Origin of the sequence: Paenibacillus tepidiphilus, assembly GCF_008635795.1 — a bacterium.
GTDB classification, from domain to species: domain Bacteria; phylum Bacillota; class Bacilli; order Paenibacillales; family Paenibacillaceae; genus Paenibacillus_AQ; species Paenibacillus_AQ tepidiphilus.
This window is the reverse complement of record NZ_VWRQ01000012.1, coordinates 119,257-143,131: the sequence shown is the minus strand read 5'-3', so window position 1 is coordinate 143,131 and position 23,875 is coordinate 119,257. Positions and strand designations below refer to the sequence as shown.

Genomic DNA, 23,875 nt, shown 5'->3' with positions numbered 1-23,875 from the left:
TTGCACCCTCTGCTTCATTCACCATCTAAAAAGAACCCCACTAACTTGGCATGATACGGATTTGTGATCTGAAAAGGGGGTGTATTCGTGCCGCTTTTATCAGGGGCGGTTTTTTCTGCAAATTCTAGTTCTGCACATTCTAGTACAGAAGAATCACTGGATGGGGGGTGTGCACCCTGGTTTACCGTCACTTCATTTGTTATATTGCAGCTGGAATGACTTCGAGTTACAGCATCAGGAACATCTTTGATAAGCTGTAGCAACCAACTGGTTAATAACTGCTTGGTGAAGGGATGTTGAATCCATTCCAGGTGGTCTTTTCCAAGATACTCCGGTAGTGGAATCGTCACACTCGGCTTTGTCACAGCTATGGATCGTTCAATGGATTCGATGAATATAGCTGCGATTTTACTTTGAAAAAGGGACTTATCCAAATGCTCCAGGTCAACAAGAAAGTCAATAACTCTCTGGGAAGTGTGTTCGGGTAGATGAATCGTTAGCTTGCGCTCCACTGCCTGCGATCTGGAAATCTCCATGTCTTGTTCCCTAATTGGCGGTGTATTGCTCATTCTTAACTTTCAGGTACACTTTCAGTAATTTGAAATACGCTCTAGCGATCATCCAAATTGAATCTTTTGTACTGACAAACCGCAGCGGATAATCTTCCTCAAGCTCGTTGATTCTCTCGATGTACGGTCTTAAAAGCAAAGATCCACCGCCAATTTGATACGAAACTCGAATACTGGGGACCTTGTTCCACGTGCTCCGGATCAGTTTATACTCCTCACGAGCGATTTTCATCAGCACTTCATCGACAATGGACTGAATACCGGTACGTTTACCTCGAAACCAAACGTGATACCGTTCTTCTTCATTCTCAGTGGTTATGACTTCAATGAGCTGCTGACGATTTATGAAACGGTACCCCGTTTCTGTGTATACGCGATCCATGATTTCATCCAAATAAGGAGAGACTCCTTCTTTGATTCCGTCCGAATGGATATTGTCTACTGCTCCATCCTCTAAAATGATTGCCGCATCAGTCGATAGTCCGCCAATATCGTTAATTAATACGTTCATATGAGTGAGTTCTTCATTGCGAACCGAACCGTCATCATGAGTCGTTAAATCAATCAAAGCAACATGTCCTTCAATATTGACCAGTACTTCTTCAAAATGAATGCGTATTGTTCTACCACCAATGGTCGGCGTAATATGGAAACGGACCTCATGAGTACCCGATTTCAGTTTTTGTTTGAAAAGCTTGCGTTTACCACGTTTTGCTTCACTTAGTGGAAGTCCCGTGGATAAATAATAAGTCACTTCAGTAACGCCATTTTGATTTGGAGAAGCCATTGCAGCATCATAAGCTAACGCGGTTAACAACATTACAATGGGCTGGTCGGCTTCTGATTTATCACTAATCGTAGTCAATTCGTCGTTATGATCATAACCGCCGGCGAGATGACCTACCGCATAAACACCTTGTCCCCGTTTCAATGCGTCAGAAATGATCTCAACATGAAGCCCATCCAATGGGTGTTTCTCAAGCTCCACTATGTTTCGGGAAAGACCGATTTCGGCGATAACGTTGGGAATAAGGAGCTCGTTCTCTAATTTTTCGAAGTAAGCTTTTAATGAGTCATTGCCGATATCCACTGCTGCTTGCCGGATAACCATCGTTGTTTTCCTCCTTATGTACCTTTAGCGATTGGTTTTCAAATCGTTTTGATCATTAAAAAAATGACGCTTTACATACGCTTGAGTAATAGGATTGTCTTTTAGTCCCTCATTGGAGTGTTGCTGTGGTTGAATGGGCTGGTCTTCAGTTAAAATAGGTGAAGTTGTGGAGAAAGTGGTTAATGTAAATAATCGGGCTATTCCCATGAATACCACAATAGCTGTCAATAGAATGAGCAAAAGGAGACACAGAAGAAGGAGTTCCGAAAAAAAGGCGTTCAAGTTCAAATGACCATCTCCTTTAGTACGATCCGTTTAACCATCAGCATACAACTCACTCCCTTTGGCACAAGTTTTTATCAGATTTAGGTAAATTATGCCATAAAAATATGTTGAAATGATGTAGATATGAAGAAGATTTCACTTCTTCAATTGCTTATCGTTTTTTCTGTAAAATAGAAAAGTTCACGATTCACGCATGCTTTCAACATACATTCCACATACTCAAACTTTAAAATAAAAATATAAATTAAAGGAACTTTCATAGGAGGATTTCAAATGGAATGGTCTACATTACTCGTGCTGGTATGTCCTGTCATGATGATTGTTATGATGTTTACAAAGAAAGGGGGACACTCTCACGGCTCCCCAAATCATCGTGTTGCAGCTGAAAGCCTGCATGACCAGTTGGTCGATCTGAAAGCTGAAAATGAGCGAATTAGCAAAGAACTGCAGAGTTTTAAAAAATAGATGGACAGAATATGCCGTAAGCGAGTGTCGCTTACGGCATTCTAATGTTGAACCGTTCACACATCTACACATTTTCAACACATTAATTTTGTAATATTAAAAAAACAGATAAATTTGAGGTGAATGTTCAGTGTCGAAACTCCAGGTATTAATTGTAGATGATGAATGGAATATGAGAAATTTGCTGCGGATTTATTTAATGAAAGAAGGTTTTGCGATTAAAGAAGCATCCACGGGGCAAGAAGCCTTGGCGCTGGTCCAAGCCCATTCCTTTGATGTCATTATTCTAGATGTTATGTTGCCCGATATGGATGGTTGGCAAATCTGTAAGCGTATCAGAGAACTTGTGAAAACGCCGGTATTATTCCTGTCAGCGCGAACTGAGACTAAAGATAAGATAAAAGGTTTGGGTATCGGAGCGGATGATTACTTGACCAAGCCATTCGATTCAGAAGAATTACTGGCTCGAATTTTCTCGCTGATTCGTAGATCAGTGATGAACCAGGAGGTAATTCCTCAACCGTCGCGCATGCTTCATTATCCAGATCTTGTAATCATACCTGAAGCCCGTGAAGTCCGGATTTGTGATGAATATGTAGAATTTACTCAAAAGGAATTCGATTTATTGGTGTCTTTTGCGCAGAATATCCAAAAAGCATTTACAAGAGAAGAATTAGTGGAACGGCTATGGGGCTATGATTTTGAAGGTGAGTTCAGAGTCGTCGATACGCATATCAAAAACATCAGAGAAAAGATGCATTTGGCCGGCTTGAAATATAACCCGATCCAAACGGTATGGGGGGTTGGCTATAAGTTTTATGTTCCGGGAGATGCCAATGAAAAATAACCGTATCGGCTTAAAATTAGGATTTGTTATTATCACGGTGTTTCTAATCGTATTGGTGTTTCTGGGCTTTACTATAGACCGTTTATTCACAAGTTTTTATATCGATCGGATGCGTACGGAGAATGAGGAATTGGGTTCTCATTTTGCGGTCATGGCCCAATCGGATAGTACTTCTGGTGAAATGATGAAAACTTTTGCAGAATTCTCGAACGTCAGTATTTTTAACGTCAATGCCAATAGTGAGGTAATTCTACACTCAGGAACGCATGACTCTTCCGATCGAAAGATAATTCGAAGCTCGGATCTGGAAAGAATCTTTGCAGGAAAGAAAGTCAATTTCTTATATACCGAACCTTCCGGAATTCGTTACTTTGTTTCCGGACAACCAATCTATGTGAAAGACGTAGCGGCCTCCGCCCTTTATGTCATGTCTTCCACCGAGAAAATGGAACAGTCATTACTTGCGGTCCGTAATCTTTTGATCTTGTCAGGGATTGGCGCTTTTTTATTGGCTCTCGGTATTACATGGATAATAGCCCAGTATTTATCCCGGCCTTTACTTAAAATGCAACAGGCCACACGGAAGATCGCTGCAGGGGACTTGGAAACACGTCTTGATATTAACAGCAATGATGAAATGGGCAGCTTGGCGCATGCAATCAACGATCTTGCTGTGGATCTTCAGCGATATCGGGATACAAGGCAAGAGTTTTTCGCTAATATTTCTCATGAACTCCGGACACCGATCACCTATTTGGAAGGCTACTCTCAGGTTCTCCAACAGGAACTTTATGAAACCGTAGAGGAGAAAAACAAGTATCTGGGAATCATTCATGACGAAGCGTTACGTTTGCAGCACTTAGTTGAGGACCTTTTTGATTTATCGAAAATGGAAGAAGGGAAGATTAATCTTGAGCTAGACTGGGTGAATATGTCTGATTTAACGCAGCAGGCGGTGCGAAAAGTGGAGCTCAAGGCAAGAGAAAAAAGCCTTAGCCTGAAATACAAGGAAAACGGTATGATGAAAAAGATTCGCGGAGATAAAAAGCGGATGGAGCAAATAATCCTTAATCTTTTGGAGAATGCAGTCCGTTATACCGAAAAAGGCGAAATTAACGTCTCTCTCTCATATACCAGCAGTGCTTTTCTCCTGGTCGTGGAGGATTCAGGGATTGGTATTCCAAAAGACGAAATCCCATACATTTTTGAACGCTTTTATCGTGTAGAAAAGTCTAGATCACGCCAATATGGAGGAACGGGCTTAGGACTGTCCATAGTGAAAAAACTGGTTGAACTGCAGGGCGGGCAAATTACAGTAACAAGTGAAGTAGACAAAGGCACACGCTTTGAAATTCAGTTTTATCAGCAGCCATGACGTTAGGAGGCAGGCTAATGAAAAAGGTGGAATGGCTAATTGCTGTTCTTTTGATCGGAATGGGTATAAGTTGCATGACGATATCCGCGGTATCCTTTCAAAGTCCCATAATACAAGCAAGTGGGATCATAAAATTGGTAACTTGTTTTGTTTTTATCGGGTTATTAAGTTTCATTTCCTTAGGGATTTATAAAGCTCGAAAAAAACATTGAGACAAAGATTTTTTATTCGCTAATTTGCAAAACTCAATTTTTTCACAAAAACCACATTAAATCTTCATACTTTCAGGTTAATTGAAGATAGCTACACCTCATTCAAACACCGAAAGGAGAATATTATTTCATGACACAAGAACAGTTACAGGAGTGCATTGATGAATGTCTACGTTGTATGCAGGCTTGCAATTACTGCTACAAATCTTGTTTGGGGGAAGAATCCGTTGATATGATGAAGGATTGCATCCGTCTCGACCGAGAGTGTGCGGATATTTGTGCCTTTACTGCTCAGGCCTTGACTCAACACAGCACCTATTCCACGGAGCTGTGCAGACTGTGTGCTGATGCTTGTGAACGATGTGGTAATGAATGCAGTAAACACCATCATTCGGCTCATTGTCAGAAATGTGCTGAGGTCTGTTTCCGATGTGCGGAGGTTTGCCGTAAGATGATCGCTTAACTTAACGTTTGACTTTAAATGAATCAGATGAGCAAGGTAGTTATGTTTCCCTTGCTCATCTGATGTCAAAAGGAACAGGAAAGGGTATAAGGAGAGTATGGATGGGTAGGGACACTCAAACTATTAAGAGACGATATGACCGAATAGCTCCGCTTTTTCATCGTGTGGATGGAAAAATGATGAGGAGTTGGCGCAAAGAACTGTTAAGCGGCCTACGTGGGAATGTACTCGAGGTAGGCATAGGAACAGGTGCTAATCTTTCCTATTATCCACCCACTGTTCGCTTAACCGGGATTGATTTTAGCCCAAAGATGCTACAATATGCCGAACAACGTGCAAAGGAACTGAATATCGACGTTACTTTAATGGAGATGGATGCTCAAAATTTAACTTTTGAAGATCAGACATTCGACTACATAGTAGCGACTTGTGTGTTTTGTTCTGTCCCCGATCCGGTTCAGGGCATGAGAGAAATGAAGCGAGTGTGTAATAAAGAAGGGGAGATCAGGCTGTTAGAACACATGAGGAGTGAGCAGCCGATGGTTGGAACATTAATGGATCTGCTTAATCCCCTAACAGTTCGTATCAGCGGGGCCAACATTAACCGGTATACGTTAAAGAATGTGGAATCTGCCGGCCTGATCATACAAAAAAGCGAGCTTTTATGTACAACCATTGTAAGACGATTGCTCTTGAGACCGTAATCAACCGACTTCCCACGTCAATGGTATGAAATCTGTTTCGTTGGAGACGATAATGCATACGCGTTAGTCTGCATAAATTTCACAATTTACCTATGAAGGAGTGTTATTGATATGAAAAAAGGTTTGTTCATTTTAGCTACAGCGCTGGTGGTCGTCATCAGTGGCTGTGGAAATACCGCAAATAACGGAAATGAAGCGTCCAATACACCCAATAACGCTGCATCCAGCATGAATCATTCAGAGATGGAACATGAGAATATGACAAGTGAAGTGCCTGAAGGATTAAAAGAAGCCGCTAATCCGGAGTATAAGGTCGGCGATCAAGTCATTATTACCGAGGGACACATGGCCGGGATGAAGGGGGCTACCGCAACCATTGTAGGGGCTTATGACACTAATGTCTACGCGGTATCGTATACACCCACTACCGGAGGAGATCCGGTTACCAACCATAAATGGGTTATTCAGCAAGATTTAAAAGATGCAGGAGACCAGCTTTATGTGCCTGGCACAGAAGTGGTGCTTAACGTTGATCATATGCCTGGTATGAAGGGGGCTACCGCAACTGTAGATACAGGTGAGCAAACAACCGTATACATGGTTGACTATACCCCGACAACAGGCGGAGAGCCAGTGAGAAATCACAAATGGGTAACCGGTGATGAGTTAAAGGCGAAGTAAACGAAGATGATAAAAGCAGCCTCCAGGGGCTGCTTTCTTTTTTAATAATAGAGGAATCTTGCAAAAATTGACGCAAATTACCGATGGAATCAATGGATGAATGATATAATAGTATTAGATTTTCCGCAAAAGACATGAGGAATACAGGGGAATAGCATTACAAGGGGGATCAAAGTATGATTAGGGAGATTGCCGTTAGAAATGTGGCTACCTATAGTAGTGAGGGTGTACTTTACAGTGACCTGAAAAAAATTAACTATTTTTACGGCTCGAATGGCAGCGGGAAAACAACCTTATCTAATGTTCTTAAACAAATTGAACTTTATGCTGATAGTAGGATATCCTGGGTTTCCCAGCCATTAAAAACAGTGGTGTATAACCAAAAGTTTGTCGAGGAAAATTTCCACCAAGAATCAGATATCAAAGGTATCTTTACTTTGGGAAGAGAATCAACAGAGATTAAACAAACCATCCGGGACAAAAAAGACTTAGTTGATAAAGTAGTTGAGGAAATTCGTCGGTTAAGTTCTAATCTAGAGGTCAAACAAAAAGAGTCTAAACAAAACGAAGATGAGTTTACCGACGATTGTTGGAAATTAAAGCGGAAATATGACGATATCTTTTCAGTGGCCTTTTCGGGTTTAAGAAACAATAGAATAAACTTTATGAAAAGATGTAAGCAAGCACCGACAGGCGGACTAATATGTGCTCTAGCAGACCTCCAAGCGCGTGTACAGAAATTGTTTAATGGTTCAAATGAGAAGCTACCCCTTCTTGAAAAGATTAAAATAGAGCATCTGTCTGCAGTATGCAATCACCGGATTTTTCAGACCCCTATTATCGGTAAACAGGAAGTCGATATTGCTGTTCTTATATCCAAGCTAGCGATTAGTGACTGGGTTAAACAAGGACATACACATGTTTCTGAAGCGGAAGGAGTGTGCCCCTTTTGCCAACAACAACTTCCTGAGGGATTTACCGAAAAACTCAATGATTACTTTAATGAACATTACGAAAAAGAGATGATTGAACTACAAGATCAAGTTGAACACTATAAACAGTGTTATCATTATCTTGAAAATCAAGTGCAAGAGTTATTATTGACCGACAAGAAAAATACATATTTGAATCTCGATCTCATTTCGCAACAATATGAACTGATCCTTTCGAAAAATGCACATAATTTGGACTTGTTCAAGCAGAAGCAAACTCATCCCAGTCATCCAGTCGAATTGTTAACTATTGCTGCTTTCGTCGATGTGATCAATGAAGAAATCGTACGAGCGAATGAACAAATTCAGCAGCATAATACTTTTATAGAGAACCGAGTGGATGAAGGGAATAAATTGATAACCCAGATTTGGGATTTTATCTGGAGCGAGAATCAGCAAAATCATGAGAAATATGTTCGTATAGATTATAGAACAGGACGAGCAATCGACAACCTTACTGTAACATTAGCCCAAAAGAAGAATGAAAGAGTCGCATTGGAATCCGAAATTCACAGGCTGGAGGCTCAGATTACGAGTGTAATCCCCTCTGTAAACGAAATGAATCGGTTACTGAGGGCCTATCATTTTACTAATTTCAAATTCGCTCATACACAAAGTCAAGGGAATTATCGGTTAATCCGCTCAAATGGTGAGGACGTTAATCAAACGTTAAGTGAAGGCGAGAAAACGTTTGTTACCTTTCTTTATTTTATGCACTTATTAAATGGTAGCAATAACAGTGATTTAATTACTGAGAATAAAGTTGTTGTGATTGATGACCCAATTTCAAGCTTGGACAGTAACGTATTGTTTATCGTAAGCAATTTGATTTCCAAACTTATAGAAGATATACGCAACGAAGAAAGCAATATCATTCAATTGTTTCTTCTAACGCATAATGTCTATTTTCACAAGGAAATTACGTTTTCAAAAAACCGGCCCAAAAATGGCGCTAGGATGGCGGATGAGACATTTTGGATTATCCGAAAATGGAATGATGTAACCGAATCAACCCCGTATAACAGCAACCCGATTAAAAGCTCGTATGAGTTAATGTGGCAGGAATTAAAGTCAGCCAATCACAGCTCTTCCATCACCGTTCAGAATTTGATTCGTAGAATCATTGAAAATTATTTTAAAATCTATGGTAATTACAGCGATCAGGACATTATTGATAAATTCGACGAGGATGAGAAGGTCATATGTAAATCCTTAATCTCCTGGGCCAATGATGGTTCTCACTTTGCAGGAGATGATTTGTATATCGAGCACCCGATGGATACAGTCAGTAAGTACTTACGGGTATTTGAAAAGATATTCGTGGTTACACATCATCATGCCCATTATAAAATGATGATGGGAATTGAAGAATCACTGGGATCGGCTTTGGAACAAACACAGGTATCGTAATCGAAAACGTAATATCAATCGAACGACATATATGGGATTAGAAGACGAGTAGGAAGTAACTACTCGTCTTTTTATATACACCAAAGATATTGAAATATATTACAAAAACGTTACTATTGTTTCAGACATAGAATGATAATGACTGGTTATTATAAAGCAAAAATATGGAGAAACAATGAAGAAAGTATGTAGAAAATACGTTAATAGTTAAATTTTTAGAAGGATTGACAGGTAGCCTACTATCTATTAAAGTGTTAATAGTTACAAAATATTAATAAGTTGCCGAATTTCAGCGTTGAAAACGGGGGAACCATTTTTTGGGTGAATTATTCTTGCACGAAAGGGAATATAGGGAACCTTTAACCGAATCCTCAGCTAACTCCGTAGGCATTGAAGGGAGAACAAGTTTCTGAAGAAAGTCATCGTATCCATGTTGGCAGCCTCATTTATTTTTGCTTCTGCAGCACCAGGTACATATGCTAGCGAGGTAACATTGGACAGTGTTGTGAATCGGGTCGTAGGAACCCCTTATCTATATGGAGGAACTACAACTTCAGGCTTTGATTGTTCCGGATTTATTCTATATGTACTTAAGAAGTTCAATGTAGATGACCTTCCGCGCACTTCTCAATCGCAGGCTAAAACTGGCATTCCTGTAGCCAAAGATGATTTACGTGAGGGTGACCTCGTCTTTTTTAACACATTTGGTTCTGGAATTTCGCATGCGGGCATTTACGTAGGCGATAACAAGTTCGCTCACTCTTCCAGCAGTAAGGGCGTAAGAATCAGCAGCTTGTCAGAGGCGTATTATAAGGAGCGATATGTAACAGCTCGCCGTGTAGTCAGTGAAAACAGCTATTCTGAAATGGTGAGCCGTTAATAGAAAGTTTTCTACATGTGGAGTAATGAAGATCGCCTCTAATTAGAGAGGCGATCTTTTTATTTGAATAGGCTGTTCTAATTCAGTTAAGCTTGTTTGAGGATTATTTTTATTGGAAGTAGGATAAGGTACATGCGAAGGATTCTCATGATAAGTATAAAAAGGGCTATCTCAGCGTTGTTAACTAATAATTTATTAGTCCCTGTACTTAGTGTGTCTTCTTTTATTAACCGTGAAGATGATTAGAATGAGTACGATACTTACTAAAATCAAAGCCACACTGAGATATTCCTTGCTGAGAATCAGCAATTGCTGAATAGAATAAGCCTCTATAACCAGAGCTGGCAGCTTTCCAAGCATAGTTGCTAATCCAAAAGTGACCCAGCTAACACGACTAACGGAACTCGATATATTAACCAATCCTGAAGGGATAAACGGGAGTATTCTTAAAGCAAGAATAAGAAAGAATGCTTCATAACCAGAAGTTTGTTGAAGTCTCTTCAAATATTTATTCTCATTTTTTATACCTCGTATTAAGGACAAGAACCCCCTGCGATAGAGAACAAAGCTAACAATTGCCCCGAGCACTTCTCCGAAAAAGGAAATCATCATTCCGTTGAGAAAACCGAACAAGGTGATGTTAGCTCCTGTGAGAAATACACTAGGGATGAATGCAAAAATGCTTATTAATATATTTAAAACCAGACTTAAGATAATGGCGAAATAACCACTTTCACCTAACAATTCAACGATGTGCGTAGTCATACAAAATCCGTTCCTTTTTTATTTGAGATAACCTGAGCTCATTATAACAGGTAAATAAAAAGCTAAACATAGATCTCTGATTCTACGTTTAGCCCAATATATGTGCTTATGGAATAGTTCGTTTTTTATTTAAGAAAGTTATAGGATCGCATCTATATCATCAGTTGAATTAGGCTTCACTTCAACAATCATTCGCAGAGGTAGGCAAATGATAGATTGTCTTGGTCTTGATATTAAACCAAAGCTAAAACAGATTTTTTGCGGGCAGTCCGATTCAATTACTTCGATCCCTCTATCATGAACTTTGAGTATATCGTATCCTCTTTTTGTTTGAATCTTGATAATTTGGGGCTCATCCGTGAGTTCTACCTCTTTATATAGTTTATTATCTATACGTATACTTGCATAAGTACCGGTACTGGGCTGGTCCTTTCTAAGCAACTCTACTCCTAAAAGAGTCAGGGCTATTAGCAAAATACATGTGATAAGAATTAAATCCGCTTTCTTAATGCCAATTTTCTTCATCATCTTGTTCATCTCCAGCTTAACAGATAGTCTCATAGTATCTGAAAATAGTGTGTAAATTATGTGGAGGTATTTAAAAAATCAGAAAACCGTGTTTTTCTTATTGTGCGAAGAAAATAAAGTATAAGACCGGAGTTGTTGATTCTATGAGGCCTTCTTAATGAAAATTGTCAGGCACAAAAAATAAAAAGTAGACTGAGACATCAAGAGGGTGTCCAAAAAGAATCAGACCAGAAAGTATTAGACTGAAGAATGCACTGCTACTGGCCGATGTAGCCGGTTGCCAATTGCTGCGCCCGGGCGCTTCCGAAAAACCAGGAGTACGAGCTGAAGCATGTGAAGCAGCTGGCCGGTGTAACTGGAGCTGACGATCCCCCGGCGCCCGGCGCTTCCGAAGAAGCAGGAGCACAAGCTGAAGCATGCGCTGCCGCTGGCCGGCGAACCAGAGCTGGTGATCACGGCGCGAGGAACTTCCGGAGAACCAGGAACGCGAGCTGAAGCATGCGCTGCCGCTGGCCGGTGTAACCGGAGCTGCTGATCGCGGCGTCGAGTCTAATACTTTATTTCCTTTCAACACATATTACTGGTAAAGCAATCAAAAAAGAGCGCCTTCAGCTAAGGAGCTCTTTTCGTTTTATCCCAACTTTTCTTCACTATTCTGAGCAACTTGTCTTGGCTTTGATTTGCTCTTACTCATCTTAACACTTTTCTGAAGCGCCTCCAGTAAATCAATAACTACTTCAGCTTCTTGTGTTGGTTTAAAGATGATCTGTTGACCAGCAATCTTAGACTGTATGGCTGCTTGAAGTCTTTCTTGTTCAGGATTGGAGAGAGAGGCTATATCCGATTTACCTGACATCCCCTTAACTATCTGCAAGGCCAGATTCAGTTGGTTTTCATCAATAGAAGTACTGTTTGATAAGTTTGGGACATTAGTGATCGGTCTAATCTCATTAGCGTAGTGCATGGTGGCCAGTTGAATGCAATTCCCATTAAGAGGTTTCATTACACATAGTTTCGTATTTGAGCGAAGAGTAAGTTTGCCTATTGCCAATCGTTTAGAAGTCTCAAGAGCCTTTAGAAATAAGAAGTAAGCATTACTTCCATGGGTATCCGGACCAAGGAAATAAGCTTTCTGAGTAAACATCAGGTCAATCTGATCCTCTTTGATAAAATCAATGATGCTAATCCTTTTGCTGGATTCTTCTTGAATTTTATCCAATTCTTCTTTTTCAAAAGTTACATACTGATTTGTATCAATTGGAAAGCCCTTGATAATTGCCTCCTGTTCTACAGAAGTGCCACAAGAGGGACAAAACCTCTGATTTTTAATTGATCCATGACAATTACGATGAAGCAATTGAAGAGCAATCTCTTTCTCTTCGGTTGCCGCATAGAGTTTGACGGGTACATGTACGAGCCCAAAGCTGATGGCCCCCTTCCATATGGTATGCATAGAAAATCCCTCCTAACATTTATTAGGAATTCATTCCCATATTTATAAACAAATAAACCGCAACCCAGAGCGAGGCTGCGGCATACTTCTATTTTTCGAAAAACTCATCTAAGAATAGTTGGACTTTGCGAAGATCGCTTTTCTTTAAACTCATCAGGATATCAACCAATTGATTTAACAAGATGTCTTTTTCATTTAGCACTGATTTTTGATGTCTTGTATAGGAGAACAGATCGATAATAGGTACCTCTAATGCGTCAGCAATTTTAATTAAATTGATTAGGGTAATATTTTTTTCTGCTCTCTCGACGCCGCCTATGTAGGAAAAATGAAAGCCGGCCTTTTCACCCAGCTGTTCTTGGGACAAACCTTTTGATTTCCGGATATCACGGACACGCTGTCCTATCTTCTTCATTACGGAAGTTTCCATTGTTACACCTCTTGATGTAAGTGTAAACAATGGGGAAGAAGCGATACATGTATGTATATAAGTCATTTGATATAAATAATATTTTTACGTATCATTTATTTCGGATTTGGCGATAGTATTAATGAGGTGATGGACGTGCAAATAACAGAGCGTTTGGAAGTTAGTGTAGCTTATATAACTGCTAAAGGAATTAAATTTAATGATTTATACTATACAAACGGTAAGATGATTCAGCTTGGTTGGTTTGAAAGAGCACTAAAAAAAGGGGAGTGGAAGGTCCCCATTATTTACGATCCTATAGATGTTTCAGAAATATATATATTACATCTATATCAAGTAATAAATGCTTCCGCAATAAATTTGAGCGATCATAAGATTAATTCAGATATCCAAAAGTTATATTTTGAAGCGGTTCAATTATTGAAAACCAGGCTGAAGGGAGACAGCAAAGAGTAGAGATAACCTACTCAGGGCATTAAGTCATGTATAGAAATTTTGAGGGCATCAGCAATTCGATACAAGTAATGAATTCTTACTGGTTGGCGACCAGCCTCGATAGGTTAATGTTATGAGTGCTAAAAGAATAAACCTTATGATGTATTATGAGAATACAATCGACACAAAAATCGTTGACCATCAATGCCCGAATCATAGCTTAAGAAAAAAGAGAGCTATTTCAAAAATGAAATCCTACGTACCGGCACGGATATCCATCGAATATCCAAAAAATTATGAACTGATTAATTACGTTAGTTCATATATAAAGAAGCATGATTATTAAAACAACTCGAGTGAGTTGTTTTTTTGTGGCCAAAATAGGGGATTAATCGGCAATGGGACCAAGTTCTTGTCCTACAAGGGACTATGTTCTTGTCCTCCGACATGTGTTAATAAAAAGCACGGTCGGTAGAGGCTTTTTCCAACCCTAATACATATGTACAAAATACGGGTTTTGTGAAACAGTACTAAGTAAATGATATGGACCCGCTTGGATTAAGCTAATTTAAGCTGCTGAATACCTGTTTATTCGGTTACATACAGTTACTTATCTTTTTGGACTATTTCTATTTTCATTTTTTTGTTTCTTTAACTTTTTCTAATTTCGCTTTAATCCAATATCATATACAGTATCAAATTCAACTTTGTTGACTTACATAATATTTAGCTTAATGCTTTTTAAGCCTAAATAATTCATGTCATCAATCCAATTTTATGTCCAGTCATGAATTCATCTGATCTATAATCCAATTACCTGATTTATCGTAAAACCTGATTTGCCGTTAAAATTTACAAGTTAAATGATCCAGCCGGTTCTGAGCAATCTTTTATGAGCAGCTTGGTTACGTAAGGTTCAACCTGTTAACAGCTTTATATTTGATCACAAGACCATTCATTTCTTCGTTAGCGCCTCCCTCTTATATTATTAATTATTTTCCATATTATAGCATTTAATTCATCGTGCTATTCTTTGATCGGGTTTCCCATGCAAAAATCCCGCAATCCTCCCTTCCACAATCAGATTACGGGACCTTAGATAAGGTGCATGCTATGCGGTTGGGATGAAGCAGAATTATTTTTCTTTAAGTTTTTTCGTTAAAGCCAGGATTCGGTTATTCTTGGTTTCTTCCTTCTTAGCCAATTCAATATGGTTGATCTGCTCTCGCTTTATGTAATCAGGCTGGTTGAGAAATACACCTAGAACCTGGTGCCCTTCCAGAAGTGATGCAATATATTCCGGCACAACAACATTACGCTCTTCCTCACACTTTTTAAGCATGACATGAAGGTTGTCACCGAGTTCCTTATGTACTACTCTGCGGATGAATTCGTTATATACAAGATAATGCCCATTCTTGGACGGCAGCAAGGTATGGTCGAACTCATGCCCGTCGACGGAGATTTGCACCGGCACTTTACCGTTGGTGCCAAATGCTTCACTGGCCGAATATGGAAAATAGACAACCTTCCATTTCATTTTACCTTCCAGCATTTTAATCTCGCTATCAAATTCATAAACCATGTATACAGCACTCCTCTTAATAAGGATGTCAATCTTGGCCGCTCATACCCACTTGACCGCTTCCAGGTGATGAGTATTCAATATACTGTTGCAGTAGCCTATATGATGCTGTACATGCCGGATTTGCATGAGGATGACATCCGTTTTGGTTATTTCTTCGAACAGAGCACATGGTTCCAGTACATTATCGTCAGTAAGATTATCTAAGAACGCCTGGGCCATCTCCGTTATTTCATCCACGTAAATCGTCATTTCCTCTTTCGTAGGATAGTCAGAGCAATCCTCATCCAGGGCTTCTGTTATATCTCTTCCAAAATCAGGAATGATGAATGCTTCATCCTTCTGCTGCCTGAACCAAAATTTCATACTGGTTGTAGCGTGAAATACCTGCTTCCAGTACTTTGACTTGGCCTCCCTCCACAGATCATCCGGGCATGCTTCGATAAGCTGCTTCAGCATTTCCAGTGTAGGTTCGAACTGTCTTCTTAAGACGGCTACCATTTGGTCACTCATTACCATCAACTCCATTCAGGGCATGTGGAAATGTTAATATATTCTGTTATTAACAAACAAAACCTGCTCATTCTCTGCATCGGTCTTGGCTAATTTGTGAATCATTTCTCAATTGAGAATTTAGCAATGTCACCCTTTCCCCCATTTAACAGACTCAGTAGTCATTTGGTATACTTAATTTTAGTTTGCTTTAACAGAAACCGGGACAACTGAGCACAAGGAGGTTCACTCTATGGAGTTTACGATATTTGTAGTTGAAGACGATCATGCGTTATTTGAAGCCTTAAGAGCCGGATTGGAGGCCTGGGCGTTTCGGGTAACGAAGCCTGAACATTTTGACGAGGTCATGCATTCATTTCTTGATGAGCAGCCCCATCTTGTTATTATGGACATTACCCTGCCCAAATTTGACGGCTTTCATTGGTGCAGAGAGATTCGTTCCGTATCCGAGGTACCGATTATTTTCTTATCCTCTCGTGATCACCCCTTGGATATGGTCATGGCGCTGAATATGGGGGCGGACGATTTTGTTCAGAAGCCCTTTCATACGAATGTACTGTTTGCCAAAATTCAGGCGATTCTCCGCAGAACCTACGCTTACAGCGAGGGGCAAACAGATGTTCTCGAATGGAACGGGGCCCTGATAGATTTAAAACGGGGGGTTATCCGCAGATCTGAAGAAGAAGCAGATTTGACCAAAAACGAATTCTTTTTGTTAATGGCACTCGTGAAGGCAAACAATACTGTACTCTCGCGCCATGACTTGATCCGTAAATTATGGGAGGATGAGCAGTTTGTGAACGACAACACCCTGACAGCGAATATCACCCGCCTGAGACAAAAATTAGAACCGCTTGGTCTAGCGGACGGCATTGTGACTAAGAAGGGAATGGGTTATATGGCCATTACATTATAGGAGGCATAGGTTATATGTTTATCCGATACATCGTCTCCAAAAAGAGCTGGATCATGCTGTTTACCGTTTTGCTGGGTTTGACCGATTTACTGATCCTGCTCGATCAAGGATTGCGCGTTGCACCTACCTCTTTCCTATACTTGAATATGCTCTACTGCATTCTGTTTCTTGTATTCATCTTATGGCGTTCCAGGAAAGAAACCAGATATATAGCAGCTCTTGCGAACATGAAGGAAGACTTGTCTTCCGACTGGCTTCAGCGTCTTCCCGAACCGGAGCTGGACATGGATAAGATCACGAACGACGTTCTAAGAGAGGCCTACTACCAGTTTAAACAGAAGCTTTCTCAGTGTAAGGAAGCCCAGCTAATAGAAAATGAATTTACTGCCGCCTGGATTCATGAGATCAAGACCCCTCTCACCGCCATGAAACTGATTCTGGACTCCCATCCGCGTATACCGGGTCAGCAGAAGCTCGAAGCCGAATGGCTGAGGATTCATTTGCTCATTGACCGCCAGCTGTATATGACCCGTCTTCCTGCGCTGGAATCGGATTACGTCCTTGAACGGATCTCTATACAACGTCTTGCCGCAGAAGAAATCCGGGAGCTCGCCCCCTGGTGTATGGAGAAGAACCTGGCCGTCAGCATTGAGGGTAAAGATGCCATCGTCGTTACGGACCGCAAATGGTGCCGTTTCATCATCCGGCAGTTACTGACCAACGCCATTAAATACAGTCCCTCCGGTAAGACCATCACTTTCTTGACGGATGTGACGGACAGAGAGAGGGTCATCCTGGATGTGATGGATGAAGGTCCGGGAATACCGCCGCATGACCTGCCGCGTATTTTTGATAAGGGCTTCACCGGCGGGAATGGAAGAATCCATAACGCCGCTACCGGGCTCGGACTCTATCTTGCCCGGACCGTGGCAGGTAAAATAGGAATTTCACTAAAGGTTCTGCCGGATCAGCCGCAAGGCACGGCGATGCGAATGGCTTTTCCTGAGCCTAATGCCTTCGAAATGATCCGGAGAGGACAAGAAGAACATATCCCGTTATAAACAGTCAAGATTGAGCTTGGCTGTTTTTTTGTTACAAGATAAGTAAGTATATCTTCTTTGACCTGACAAATTTGTCACCTTCCCCTTCCCTGCCGTCACCCAAAACATGCGACAGGACAGGGATTCAATCGTACACTTAAGCTACAAATCAACTTGGGAGGTACTTGCATGAAGGAGTCGAACGAACAAGAGACCGTATTACACGCCCGCAATGTTCATAAAACCTATGGTTCAAAAGGCGGTGCCCAGCAGGTTCTGAAAGGGATTGACTTACGGGTTCTACGTAAAGAATTCGTTGGGATCATGGGTCCTTCCGGTTCCGGGAAGACGACACTGCTTAACGTCCTTGCGACCATTGACCGAGCCTCGGACGGTGCGATCTTCATCGACAACGAAGATATTTCTACCATGAGCAGCGCTGCCCTTTCCGCTTTTCGCCGGAATAAACTGGGATTCATCTTTCAGGACTATAACCTGCTGGATACGTTGACGGTTAAGGAGAATATTCTCCTGCCCCTGTCTCTTGGCAAAATCAGCAAGCAGCGGGCAGAGCGCGAGTTCACAGCAATCGCAGAGGTGCTGGGTATCCGGGACCTGGCCCATAAATACCCCTACGAAATATCCGGAGGACAAAAGCAGCGCACCGCTGCCGGACGTGCCCTTATCCATCAGCCTTCCATCGTCTTTGCAGACGAACCAACCGGTGCACTGGATTCCAAATCCGCTTCTTCGTTATTGTCAGTCATGGATGAGGTGAACCGGAACAGAGGGGTTACGATCATCATGGTCACACATGATCCGGTCGCATCCAGCTACTGTAACCGTGTGGTGTTTCTGAAGGACGGAAAGATTTACTCCGAACTGTACCGCGGGGAGAAATCCAGGCAATCCTTCTTTAAGGATATTATTGATGTCCAGGCGGTGTTAGGAGGGGATCATATTGACGGTATTTGATTTAGCCCTCCGCAGCATGCGGCAAAATGTGAAGCAATATTATCTATATTTCTTCGCTTTGATTTTCAGTATGAGTCTCTTCTTCGTCTTCGCTTCCCTGCAGCATGACACGCAGGTTCAGCGGCTGCTCGAATCAAGTGTAAACTTCTCGGCCGCGTTTCAGTCGGCAGCAGTTCTGCTTGTTGTGATTATCGGAATCTTCACCATGTCCTCAAACCGGATCTTTCTGCGGCGGCGCAGCCGTGAGATCGGCTTGTACCAGCTCATCGGTCTGTCGAAAGGCTGGGCGGCCCGTTATTTGCTCATGGAGAATTTGCTGCTCGGTTTAGGGGCCCTGTTCGCCGGGATTCTCTGCGGAGCGCTTATATCCCGTCTGTTTGTCCTGATTTTATTGGAGCTGCTCCATCTGGACGGCATGCCCGCTATAGACTTTTCTTTGCCTGCAGCGATCGAGACCACATTCGTCTTTATCCTAGTCGCTGTTATTACATCCGTTCAAATCATCACGATGATTTACCGCAGCACGCTGCTGCATTTATTCCAGGCAGACCGGCAGCCTGACCTATCCAGTCAGTCTCCGACTATTCTTACTGCCATCTATGCAGTGCTTGGTATTGTGCTTATCGGGTATGGGTATGAGTTATCGGGCCGTATGGTAGATGAACAGCTGGTCATGAATGCGCTGTTGGTCATGGCCGCAACGATAACAGGAACCTATATCCTGTTCCGTGTAACGATTCGATGGTGCTTCACGTGGCTCCGTAGACGTAAGAACGGACATCTTGGCCTGTATAACAGCCTGTCGCTTGCTCCGCTGATGCACCGGATGAAAGGAAATGCCAACTCGCTCACCCTGATTACTGTGTTATCGGCGCTGACAATCACCCTGGTTACCATGGCTTATTCCTTTTACTACTCGGCTGAGCAAGATACACGTATGGCGATTCCTTATGACTTCACCTTTGAGAACAATCCGCAGGATGCACAGGCGTTTACAGCTGATCTGGAGAGTAGCGGGATTCCATTCAAACACTACACAGTCGAAGCGGTCCGCACAACCGGAGTTATTCATAACCCACTTGATCCAGCGGACTCCAGAGAAGGCAGCTTATTATGGCTTCCGGCTGAACAGCTGCAAAGAGCCGGGGGGCAGCTCTCCGTCCCGGCCTTTGGCGAGGCAGTAGAATACGATGCATGGGCACAGAATGCATATGATGACATTGACTTATCCGGGCGGTATCCAACCCTGATTGATCTGCAGTCTGAGAGTCAGACCAAGAGCTATGTATTAAAGGAACTGAAGGTGGAGAATCTCGTGAATTTCGATATATCCGGCAAACAGCTTGCAGTATCCGAAGCCACGCTGGATGAGATTGCGAGAAGAATGTCCGGTACGGAGCATTTTGAAAAGGTACAGATCGCTGCGTATCTTATATCAGACCAAGCAGAGCTTGCATTAGCTTCCTCCCTGTATGAGAAATACAGACCGGATCAGTATACAGCAACCGATTTCTATTCTTCTTACCAAACAACGCTTCAAACTAGCGGATTGCTTATTTTTATAGCTGCCTTTCTGGGTCTTTCGTTTCTTGCCTCTACCGGCAGCATTCTGTATTTCAAACAGATGACCGAGGCAGAACAGGAAAAACAGAGTTTCAGAACGCTGCGCCAGCTCGGTTTTGACGAGAAGATGATCATGAAAGGGATTATGCGAAAGCAAATGGTTGTATTTCTTCTTCCGCTGTGTATTGGCATGCTCCATTCCTTCTTCGCTGTCAGGGCGGCTTCGTTCATGATTATTTCGGACATTACCATCCCTACGATAATTTCGGTTGGAGTATATGCCGCCATTTATATTCTTTTCGCGCTCTTCACTCTCGGTTACTACCGGCAAGTCGTTAATAAGGCCCTGTTGTTGTAACTACTATTCTTCTGGAGGTTTCCCATATGAAAAAAACAATAATATCACTGCTGATCGCACTGGTTGCCTGCTCCGTTCTATATTTAACCTTTAAGCGGGAGTTTGATCAGTTCAATCCGCTCTACAAGGAAGAGTATGTCTATGTTGTAATCAATAAACCGGCAGAAGCTGAATTTAAGCATACAGGTACCCGCTACAGATATAACCTGACTGGCTACACAGAGCAAGGCCAGAAGAAGACAATCACCTTCTCTTCCAGCAAAGAATTGGACCCAAACAGGTATGCTGAAGTGCTTGCCAAGGGCGCCTATACGAAGAAGTGGACCCTGATCCAAGAGGAGGAAATTCCAGCCTATGCATTATCTGCGCTGAGTACACAATAGGATCTTACATGCTTTAGGCGCTCCCTTCTCTATTCATGCTTTCCAGAGTTCAGGTCAGTTATTTCGGGTAATGAACTGGGAGAAAGATAGAGAAAGGAGCAGCCTATGCACAAAATATACTGGAAAGAAAGTGTCATCTACGAAGTCTATCTGCGCAGCTTCAAAGACAGCGACGGAGACGGGATTGGCGACTTGAAGGGCCTGATCTCGAAAGCAGACTATTTCTCTGAACTAGGAATCGATACAGTCTGGCTCTCTCCTATCTATGTATCCCCCAATGTGGACAATGGCTATGATATTAAAGACTATTTGCAGATTCAGCCCGAATACGGGACGATGGAGCAATGGGAGCAGCTGCTGGAGGAGCTGCATAAGCGGAATATCCGGCTGATCATGGATTTGGTGCTGAATCATACATCCGACGAACATCCCTGGTTCATAGACGCCAGGTCGTCCCGGGACAGCCGGTACCGCGATTTCTACATCTGGCGTCCGGCTGCGGAAGATGGCGGCCCTCCGAATAACTGGACCTCCTATCTGGGCAAGCCTGCCTGGACCTACAACAAAGCAACCGGCGATTACTACCTGCATTTATATAATGCGAAGCAGCCCGATCTGAACTGGGATCACCCGGAGCTGCGGGCGGCAATGCATGAGGTTATCACCTTCTGGCTGGATAAAGGCATTGACGGGTTCCGCATGGATGCGGTCAACTCGCTCTCGAAGGATCAGCGCTTCCCGGATACGGAAGAGACCAAGCTTCAGGCCAGTGGCGAGCCTTATACGAAGAACGGCCCGCGGATTCATGAATTTTTGCGTGAAATGAACGATAAGGTATTCTCGAAGTATGAGATCTTCACCGCAGGCGAGACTTCGCAGGTCACAGATGACGACGTGCTCCTGTACACGAAGCCGGAGCGGCGTGAACTGAGCATGGTGCTGTCTGCCGAAGCCTCCAAGCTCGCAGATGCCGAAGAGGATCAGTGGCAGAGCAAAGACTGGACCTTACACGATCTGCGCAAGGTGATGCTGAAATGGCAGCGCGATGTCGGAGGTCCCGGCGGCTGGTTTGGCCTGTACCTGAGCAATCATGATCAGCCCCGCATGGTGGCGACCTTCGGGGATCAGGGCGAATACCGTGTACAATCCGCCAAGATGCTGGCTATTATGCTGCATACCTTGAAGGGCACCCCATTTATCCTCCAGGGTGAAGAGCTTGGGATGACTAACCATCCCGGCCTGACCCGGATTGAGGACTTCAACGAACAGCAGGCCCACGCTTATTATGATGTGATGGTCCTGGAGCGGGGCGAACCCGAGGAGCTTATTATGGAGAGAATCCGGAAGAAGTCACGGGATCATGCACGTACCCCCATGCAGTGGGATGATAGCCCGCATGCCGGGTTCACGTCCGGACGCCCCTGGCTGCCGGTCCATCCCGATTACCGGGAAGTAAATCTGCAGGTCCAGCAGGATGATCCCGACTCCGTATTTCATTGCTACAAAAAATTGATCCGCCTGCGTAAAGAGCATCCTGTGATGGTATACGGGGAGTTCGACGTACTCTTGGAGGAGCATGAGCAGATATTTGCCTACCGGCGGTACGACGACGATGAAGAATGGCTTATCCTGCTCAATTTCTCCGGTGAAGAAGCCCGCTGGGAGCTGCCGGAGGAAGCTGCCGCGCGGCTCGAAGGCGCCTCCTTCCTGTTCGGGAATGACACGGACGTCAGTAAACCCCGCTGTCATCGAACGGGTACACTGAAGCCCTATGAAGGTTTAATCTATCAGCGATTAAGCCATGGGTCAGCATAAATTCCACACAGCTACACACAAAGGACCTTCCTGCAGGAAGGTCCTTTGTGTGCTTCGCTATTATAGATATCTGATGTCACCAGTTAGCATTCTCCCGGTTGGTCTCGATGACCTCCAGAAAACGGTCGGGATAATTGGTATATACCCCATCCACGCCCCACATATAAGCTTTATCCATATTCACCTGATAATTGACTGTGTACGGGATAACCTTTAGACCGGAACGCTTAACCTGTGCCACATATGCTGAACTGATGCCCTGAAAGTTCGGGCCTATGCCGACAGCATAGGTTTTTACATCTGCCAAATAGGATTCCGATACTCTGGCTGCCGTGTTGTCGTACCAGATGAGCTGGTACAGCGGAATTTCAGGATTGATCTGATGGAACCTACGCAGACTGGAGGCGCTGAAGGAATGAATCGCCACCTCATCCTCCAGATCGTATTTGGTAATCAGCTCATTGATAACGGGCTCCATCATCCGGTCCGTCTTGGAAGCCTTGATCTCCAGAACATAATGAAGGTCCTTGCCAAAGGTCTCGAAGACCTCCTCCAGTGTAGGAACGGGAATGCCGGCGTAACTCTCACGGGCAAACATCGGATACGCCTCATTGAACCAGGTGCCCGCATCAAGCTGCTTGATCTGCTGCAGAGTCATATTTCTGACATACCCTTTCCCGTCCGTCGTCCGGTTTACCGTGTCGTCATGAATAATAACCGGGATGCCATCCTTGGTTAAATGAATATCAAGCTCTACCGAATCTGCCTTCATATCAAGCGCCAGCGCGAAGGCCGGCATCGTATTCTCTGGAGCATAGCCGGAAGCGCCCCGGTGGGCGATGGTATAGACCCGCTCTGCGGGGTCGATAATCTCTTTCACCTTGACCCGTATCCAGGGAAACGAAACATACAGCGTCGTAAATACGAATATAACCAATAAAACATGGATGCCGATAAAATAAATCTTTCGGATGTTTACTTTTGCCATTCTGTAGTCCTCATTCGGTATGGATTCTGATGATGTAAATTACATGTTTATTATATTAACAGCTGGTTTGAACAAATTCTATATTTTTCTCCCGGCTGATTGGCCCATCACAAAATGCACCATCTGAAAAAACC

The 23,875-nt window shown here is 42.9% G+C and carries 25 protein-coding genes and 1 riboswitch; of the genes, 15 read left to right on the top strand and 10 right to left on the bottom strand.

The window, feature by feature from the left end:
- Nucleotides 1-14 precede the first annotated feature (14 nt).
- From F1379_RS16685 to F1379_RS16675, 3 genes are read right to left on the bottom strand one after another with little or no spacing between them, the layout of a single operon-like run.
- Nucleotides 15-536 carry a hypothetical protein gene (locus F1379_RS16685; RefSeq protein WP_068723302.1) on the bottom strand — a complete coding sequence of 174 codons (522 nt, stop codon included), beginning with the start codon at nucleotides 534-536 and terminating at the stop codon, nucleotides 15-17.
- 10 nt (nucleotides 537-546) lie between these two features.
- Nucleotides 547-1,680 (bottom strand): ParM/StbA family protein, encoded by a 1,134-nt coding sequence (locus tag F1379_RS16680; protein ID WP_068723300.1) that lies wholly within the window; start codon nucleotides 1,678-1,680, stop codon nucleotides 547-549.
- A gap of 24 nt (nucleotides 1,681-1,704) precedes the next feature.
- Complete coding sequence (locus F1379_RS16675; protein ID WP_150271797.1) at nucleotides 1,705-1,968, bottom strand: hypothetical protein; 264 nt, start codon at nucleotides 1,966-1,968, stop codon at nucleotides 1,705-1,707.
- Between the two features lie 270 nt (nucleotides 1,969-2,238).
- On the opposite strand from F1379_RS16675, the gene F1379_RS16670 reads away from it, so the two are divergent.
- From F1379_RS16670 to F1379_RS16635, 8 genes are all read left to right on the top strand, one after another.
- Nucleotides 2,239-2,430 (top strand): DUF2933 domain-containing protein, encoded by a 192-nt coding sequence (locus F1379_RS16670; protein WP_150271795.1) that lies wholly within the window; start codon nucleotides 2,239-2,241, stop codon nucleotides 2,428-2,430.
- Between the two features lie 130 nt (nucleotides 2,431-2,560).
- The gene (locus F1379_RS16665; protein WP_068723296.1) at nucleotides 2,561-3,277 is read left to right on the top strand and encodes a response regulator transcription factor; all 717 of its coding nucleotides are present in this window, start codon (nucleotides 2,561-2,563) and stop codon (nucleotides 3,275-3,277) included.
- The gene (locus tag F1379_RS16660) at nucleotides 3,267-4,652 is read left to right on the top strand and encodes a sensor histidine kinase (protein WP_090714450.1); all 1,386 of its coding nucleotides are present in this window, start codon (nucleotides 3,267-3,269) and stop codon (nucleotides 4,650-4,652) included. Before F1379_RS16665 ends, F1379_RS16660 begins: the two co-directional genes overlap by 11 nt.
- A gap of 342 nt (nucleotides 4,653-4,994) precedes the next feature.
- A complete protein-coding gene (locus F1379_RS16655; protein ID WP_150271793.1) occupies nucleotides 4,995-5,327 on the top strand; it encodes a four-helix bundle copper-binding protein in 333 nt (110 codons plus the stop codon).
- A 101-nt stretch (nucleotides 5,328-5,428) separates the two neighbouring features.
- Nucleotides 5,429-6,031 (top strand): class I SAM-dependent methyltransferase, encoded by a 603-nt coding sequence (locus F1379_RS16650; RefSeq protein ID WP_150271791.1) that lies wholly within the window; start codon nucleotides 5,429-5,431, stop codon nucleotides 6,029-6,031.
- A gap of 111 nt (nucleotides 6,032-6,142) precedes the next feature.
- Nucleotides 6,143-6,712: a YdhK family protein gene (locus tag F1379_RS16645; RefSeq protein WP_150271789.1), complete on the top strand. Its 570-nt coding sequence runs from the start codon at nucleotides 6,143-6,145 to the stop codon at nucleotides 6,710-6,712.
- Nucleotides 6,713-6,888: 176 nt separating this feature from the next.
- Nucleotides 6,889-9,114, top strand: a complete 2,226-nt coding sequence (locus F1379_RS16640) for an AAA family ATPase (protein WP_150271787.1) — start codon at nucleotides 6,889-6,891, stop codon at nucleotides 9,112-9,114.
- Between the two features lie 270 nt (nucleotides 9,115-9,384).
- A riboswitch (cyclic di-AMP (ydaO/yuaA leader) is annotated at nucleotides 9,385-9,519 on the top strand.
- A 4-nt stretch (nucleotides 9,520-9,523) separates the two neighbouring features.
- The gene (locus F1379_RS16635; protein WP_054940739.1) at nucleotides 9,524-9,994 is read left to right on the top strand and encodes a C40 family peptidase; all 471 of its coding nucleotides are present in this window, start codon (nucleotides 9,524-9,526) and stop codon (nucleotides 9,992-9,994) included.
- A gap of 195 nt (nucleotides 9,995-10,189) precedes the next feature.
- On the opposite strand, the gene F1379_RS16630 is transcribed toward F1379_RS16635, so the two are convergent.
- The 4 genes from F1379_RS16630 to F1379_RS16615 form a co-directional block, all read right to left on the bottom strand.
- The gene (locus F1379_RS16630; RefSeq protein WP_150271784.1) at nucleotides 10,190-10,759 is read right to left on the bottom strand and encodes a TVP38/TMEM64 family protein; all 570 of its coding nucleotides are present in this window, start codon (nucleotides 10,757-10,759) and stop codon (nucleotides 10,190-10,192) included.
- A gap of 138 nt (nucleotides 10,760-10,897) precedes the next feature.
- Entirely contained in the window at nucleotides 10,898-11,287 is a 390-nt protein-coding gene (locus F1379_RS16625; RefSeq protein ID WP_239004704.1) for a NusG domain II-containing protein, read from the bottom strand.
- 631 nt (nucleotides 11,288-11,918) lie between these two features.
- Nucleotides 11,919-12,740: a non-homologous end joining protein Ku gene (gene ku / locus F1379_RS16620; protein ID WP_150271782.1), complete on the bottom strand. Its 822-nt coding sequence runs from the start codon at nucleotides 12,738-12,740 to the stop codon at nucleotides 11,919-11,921.
- 88 nt (nucleotides 12,741-12,828) lie between these two features.
- A complete protein-coding gene (locus tag F1379_RS16615) occupies nucleotides 12,829-13,170 on the bottom strand; it encodes a helix-turn-helix domain-containing protein (protein WP_150271779.1) in 342 nt (113 codons plus the stop codon).
- Nucleotides 13,171-13,305: 135 nt separating this feature from the next.
- Between F1379_RS16615 and F1379_RS16610 the strand changes: the two genes are divergently transcribed.
- A complete protein-coding gene (locus tag F1379_RS16610; RefSeq protein WP_162551188.1) occupies nucleotides 13,306-13,626 on the top strand; it encodes a Mu transposase C-terminal domain-containing protein in 321 nt (106 codons plus the stop codon).
- A gap of 1,114 nt (nucleotides 13,627-14,740) precedes the next feature.
- Here the strand turns inward: F1379_RS16610 and F1379_RS16605 are convergent.
- Both F1379_RS16605 and F1379_RS16600 read right to left on the bottom strand, forming a co-directional pair.
- Nucleotides 14,741-15,190 (bottom strand): YdeI/OmpD-associated family protein, encoded by a 450-nt coding sequence (locus F1379_RS16605; RefSeq protein WP_150271774.1) that lies wholly within the window; start codon nucleotides 15,188-15,190, stop codon nucleotides 14,741-14,743.
- 42 nt (nucleotides 15,191-15,232) lie between these two features.
- On the bottom strand, nucleotides 15,233-15,703 hold the full coding sequence (locus F1379_RS16600) for a DinB family protein (protein WP_162551187.1): 471 nt from the start codon (nucleotides 15,701-15,703) through the stop codon (nucleotides 15,233-15,235).
- A 232-nt stretch (nucleotides 15,704-15,935) separates the two neighbouring features.
- Here F1379_RS16600 and F1379_RS16595 point away from each other — a divergent pair, with 232 nt between their 5' ends.
- The 6 genes from F1379_RS16595 to F1379_RS16570 all read left to right on the top strand — a co-directional run bounded on the left by F1379_RS16595 (nucleotide 15,936) and on the right by F1379_RS16570 (nucleotide 22,753).
- Nucleotides 15,936-16,619, top strand: a complete 684-nt coding sequence (locus F1379_RS16595; protein ID WP_150271770.1) for a response regulator transcription factor — start codon at nucleotides 15,936-15,938, stop codon at nucleotides 16,617-16,619.
- A 14-nt stretch (nucleotides 16,620-16,633) separates the two neighbouring features.
- Nucleotides 16,634-17,680 carry a sensor histidine kinase gene (locus F1379_RS16590; protein WP_150271767.1) on the top strand — a complete coding sequence of 349 codons (1,047 nt, stop codon included), beginning with the start codon at nucleotides 16,634-16,636 and terminating at the stop codon, nucleotides 17,678-17,680.
- Between the two features lie 168 nt (nucleotides 17,681-17,848).
- Entirely contained in the window at nucleotides 17,849-18,634 is a 786-nt protein-coding gene (locus tag F1379_RS16585) for an ABC transporter ATP-binding protein (protein ID WP_150271765.1), read from the top strand.
- On the top strand, nucleotides 18,621-20,555 hold the full coding sequence (locus F1379_RS16580; protein ID WP_150271763.1) for an FtsX-like permease family protein: 1,935 nt from the start codon (nucleotides 18,621-18,623) through the stop codon (nucleotides 20,553-20,555). Before F1379_RS16585 ends, F1379_RS16580 begins: the two co-directional genes overlap by 14 nt.
- Before the next feature lie 26 nt (nucleotides 20,556-20,581).
- Nucleotides 20,582-20,938 carry a YxeA family protein gene (locus tag F1379_RS16575; RefSeq protein ID WP_150271760.1) on the top strand — a complete coding sequence of 119 codons (357 nt, stop codon included), beginning with the start codon at nucleotides 20,582-20,584 and terminating at the stop codon, nucleotides 20,936-20,938.
- 105 nt (nucleotides 20,939-21,043) lie between these two features.
- Nucleotides 21,044-22,753, top strand: coding sequence for an alpha-glucosidase (locus F1379_RS16570; protein WP_150271756.1), 1,710 nt, complete (start codon nucleotides 21,044-21,046; stop codon nucleotides 22,751-22,753).
- Nucleotides 22,754-22,829: 76 nt separating this feature from the next.
- Here the strand turns inward: F1379_RS16570 and F1379_RS16565 are convergent, their stop codons facing one another.
- Nucleotides 22,830-23,741 (bottom strand): glycerophosphodiester phosphodiesterase family protein, encoded by a 912-nt coding sequence (locus F1379_RS16565; RefSeq protein WP_150271754.1) that lies wholly within the window; start codon nucleotides 23,739-23,741, stop codon nucleotides 22,830-22,832.
- Between the last annotated feature and the right edge of the window lie 134 nt (nucleotides 23,742-23,875).

Coding starts and splice junctions, on each gene's coding strand:
- F1379_RS16595 (WP_150271770.1), top strand. CDS start 15,936: ATGGAGTTTACGATATTTGTAGTTGAAGACGATCATGCGTTATTTGAA.
- F1379_RS16605 (WP_150271774.1), bottom strand. CDS start 15,190: ATGGTTTATGAATTTGATAGCGAGATTAAAATGCTGGAAGGTAAAATG.
- F1379_RS16570 (WP_150271756.1), top strand. CDS start 21,044: ATGCACAAAATATACTGGAAAGAAAGTGTCATCTACGAAGTCTATCTG.
- F1379_RS16615 (WP_150271779.1), bottom strand. CDS start 13,170: ATGGAAACTTCCGTAATGAAGAAGATAGGACAGCGTGTCCGTGATATC.
- F1379_RS16645 (WP_150271789.1), top strand. CDS start 6,143: ATGAAAAAAGGTTTGTTCATTTTAGCTACAGCGCTGGTGGTCGTCATC.
- F1379_RS16685 (WP_068723302.1), bottom strand. CDS start 536: ATGGAGATTTCCAGATCGCAGGCAGTGGAGCGCAAGCTAACGATTCAT.
- F1379_RS16650 (WP_150271791.1), top strand. CDS start 5,429: ATGGGTAGGGACACTCAAACTATTAAGAGACGATATGACCGAATAGCT.
- ku (WP_150271782.1), bottom strand. CDS start 12,740: ATGCATACCATATGGAAGGGGGCCATCAGCTTTGGGCTCGTACATGTA.
- F1379_RS16640 (WP_150271787.1), top strand. CDS start 6,889: ATGATTAGGGAGATTGCCGTTAGAAATGTGGCTACCTATAGTAGTGAG.
- F1379_RS16625 (WP_239004704.1), bottom strand. CDS start 11,287: ATGATGAAGAAAATTGGCATTAAGAAAGCGGATTTAATTCTTATCACA.
- F1379_RS16585 (WP_150271765.1), top strand. CDS start 17,849: ATGAAGGAGTCGAACGAACAAGAGACCGTATTACACGCCCGCAATGTT.
- F1379_RS16680 (WP_068723300.1), bottom strand. CDS start 1,680: ATGGTTATCCGGCAAGCAGCAGTGGATATCGGCAATGACTCATTAAAA.
- F1379_RS16600 (WP_162551187.1), bottom strand. CDS start 15,703: ATGAGTGACCAAATGGTAGCCGTCTTAAGAAGACAGTTCGAACCTACA.
- F1379_RS16655 (WP_150271793.1), top strand. CDS start 4,995: ATGACACAAGAACAGTTACAGGAGTGCATTGATGAATGTCTACGTTGT.
- F1379_RS16590 (WP_150271767.1), top strand. CDS start 16,634: ATGTTTATCCGATACATCGTCTCCAAAAAGAGCTGGATCATGCTGTTT.
- F1379_RS16565 (WP_150271754.1), bottom strand. CDS start 23,741: ATGGCAAAAGTAAACATCCGAAAGATTTATTTTATCGGCATCCATGTT.
- F1379_RS16575 (WP_150271760.1), top strand. CDS start 20,582: ATGAAAAAAACAATAATATCACTGCTGATCGCACTGGTTGCCTGCTCC.
- F1379_RS16660 (WP_090714450.1), top strand. CDS start 3,267: ATGAAAAATAACCGTATCGGCTTAAAATTAGGATTTGTTATTATCACG.
- F1379_RS16630 (WP_150271784.1), bottom strand. CDS start 10,759: ATGACTACGCACATCGTTGAATTGTTAGGTGAAAGTGGTTATTTCGCC.
- F1379_RS16670 (WP_150271795.1), top strand. CDS start 2,239: ATGGAATGGTCTACATTACTCGTGCTGGTATGTCCTGTCATGATGATT.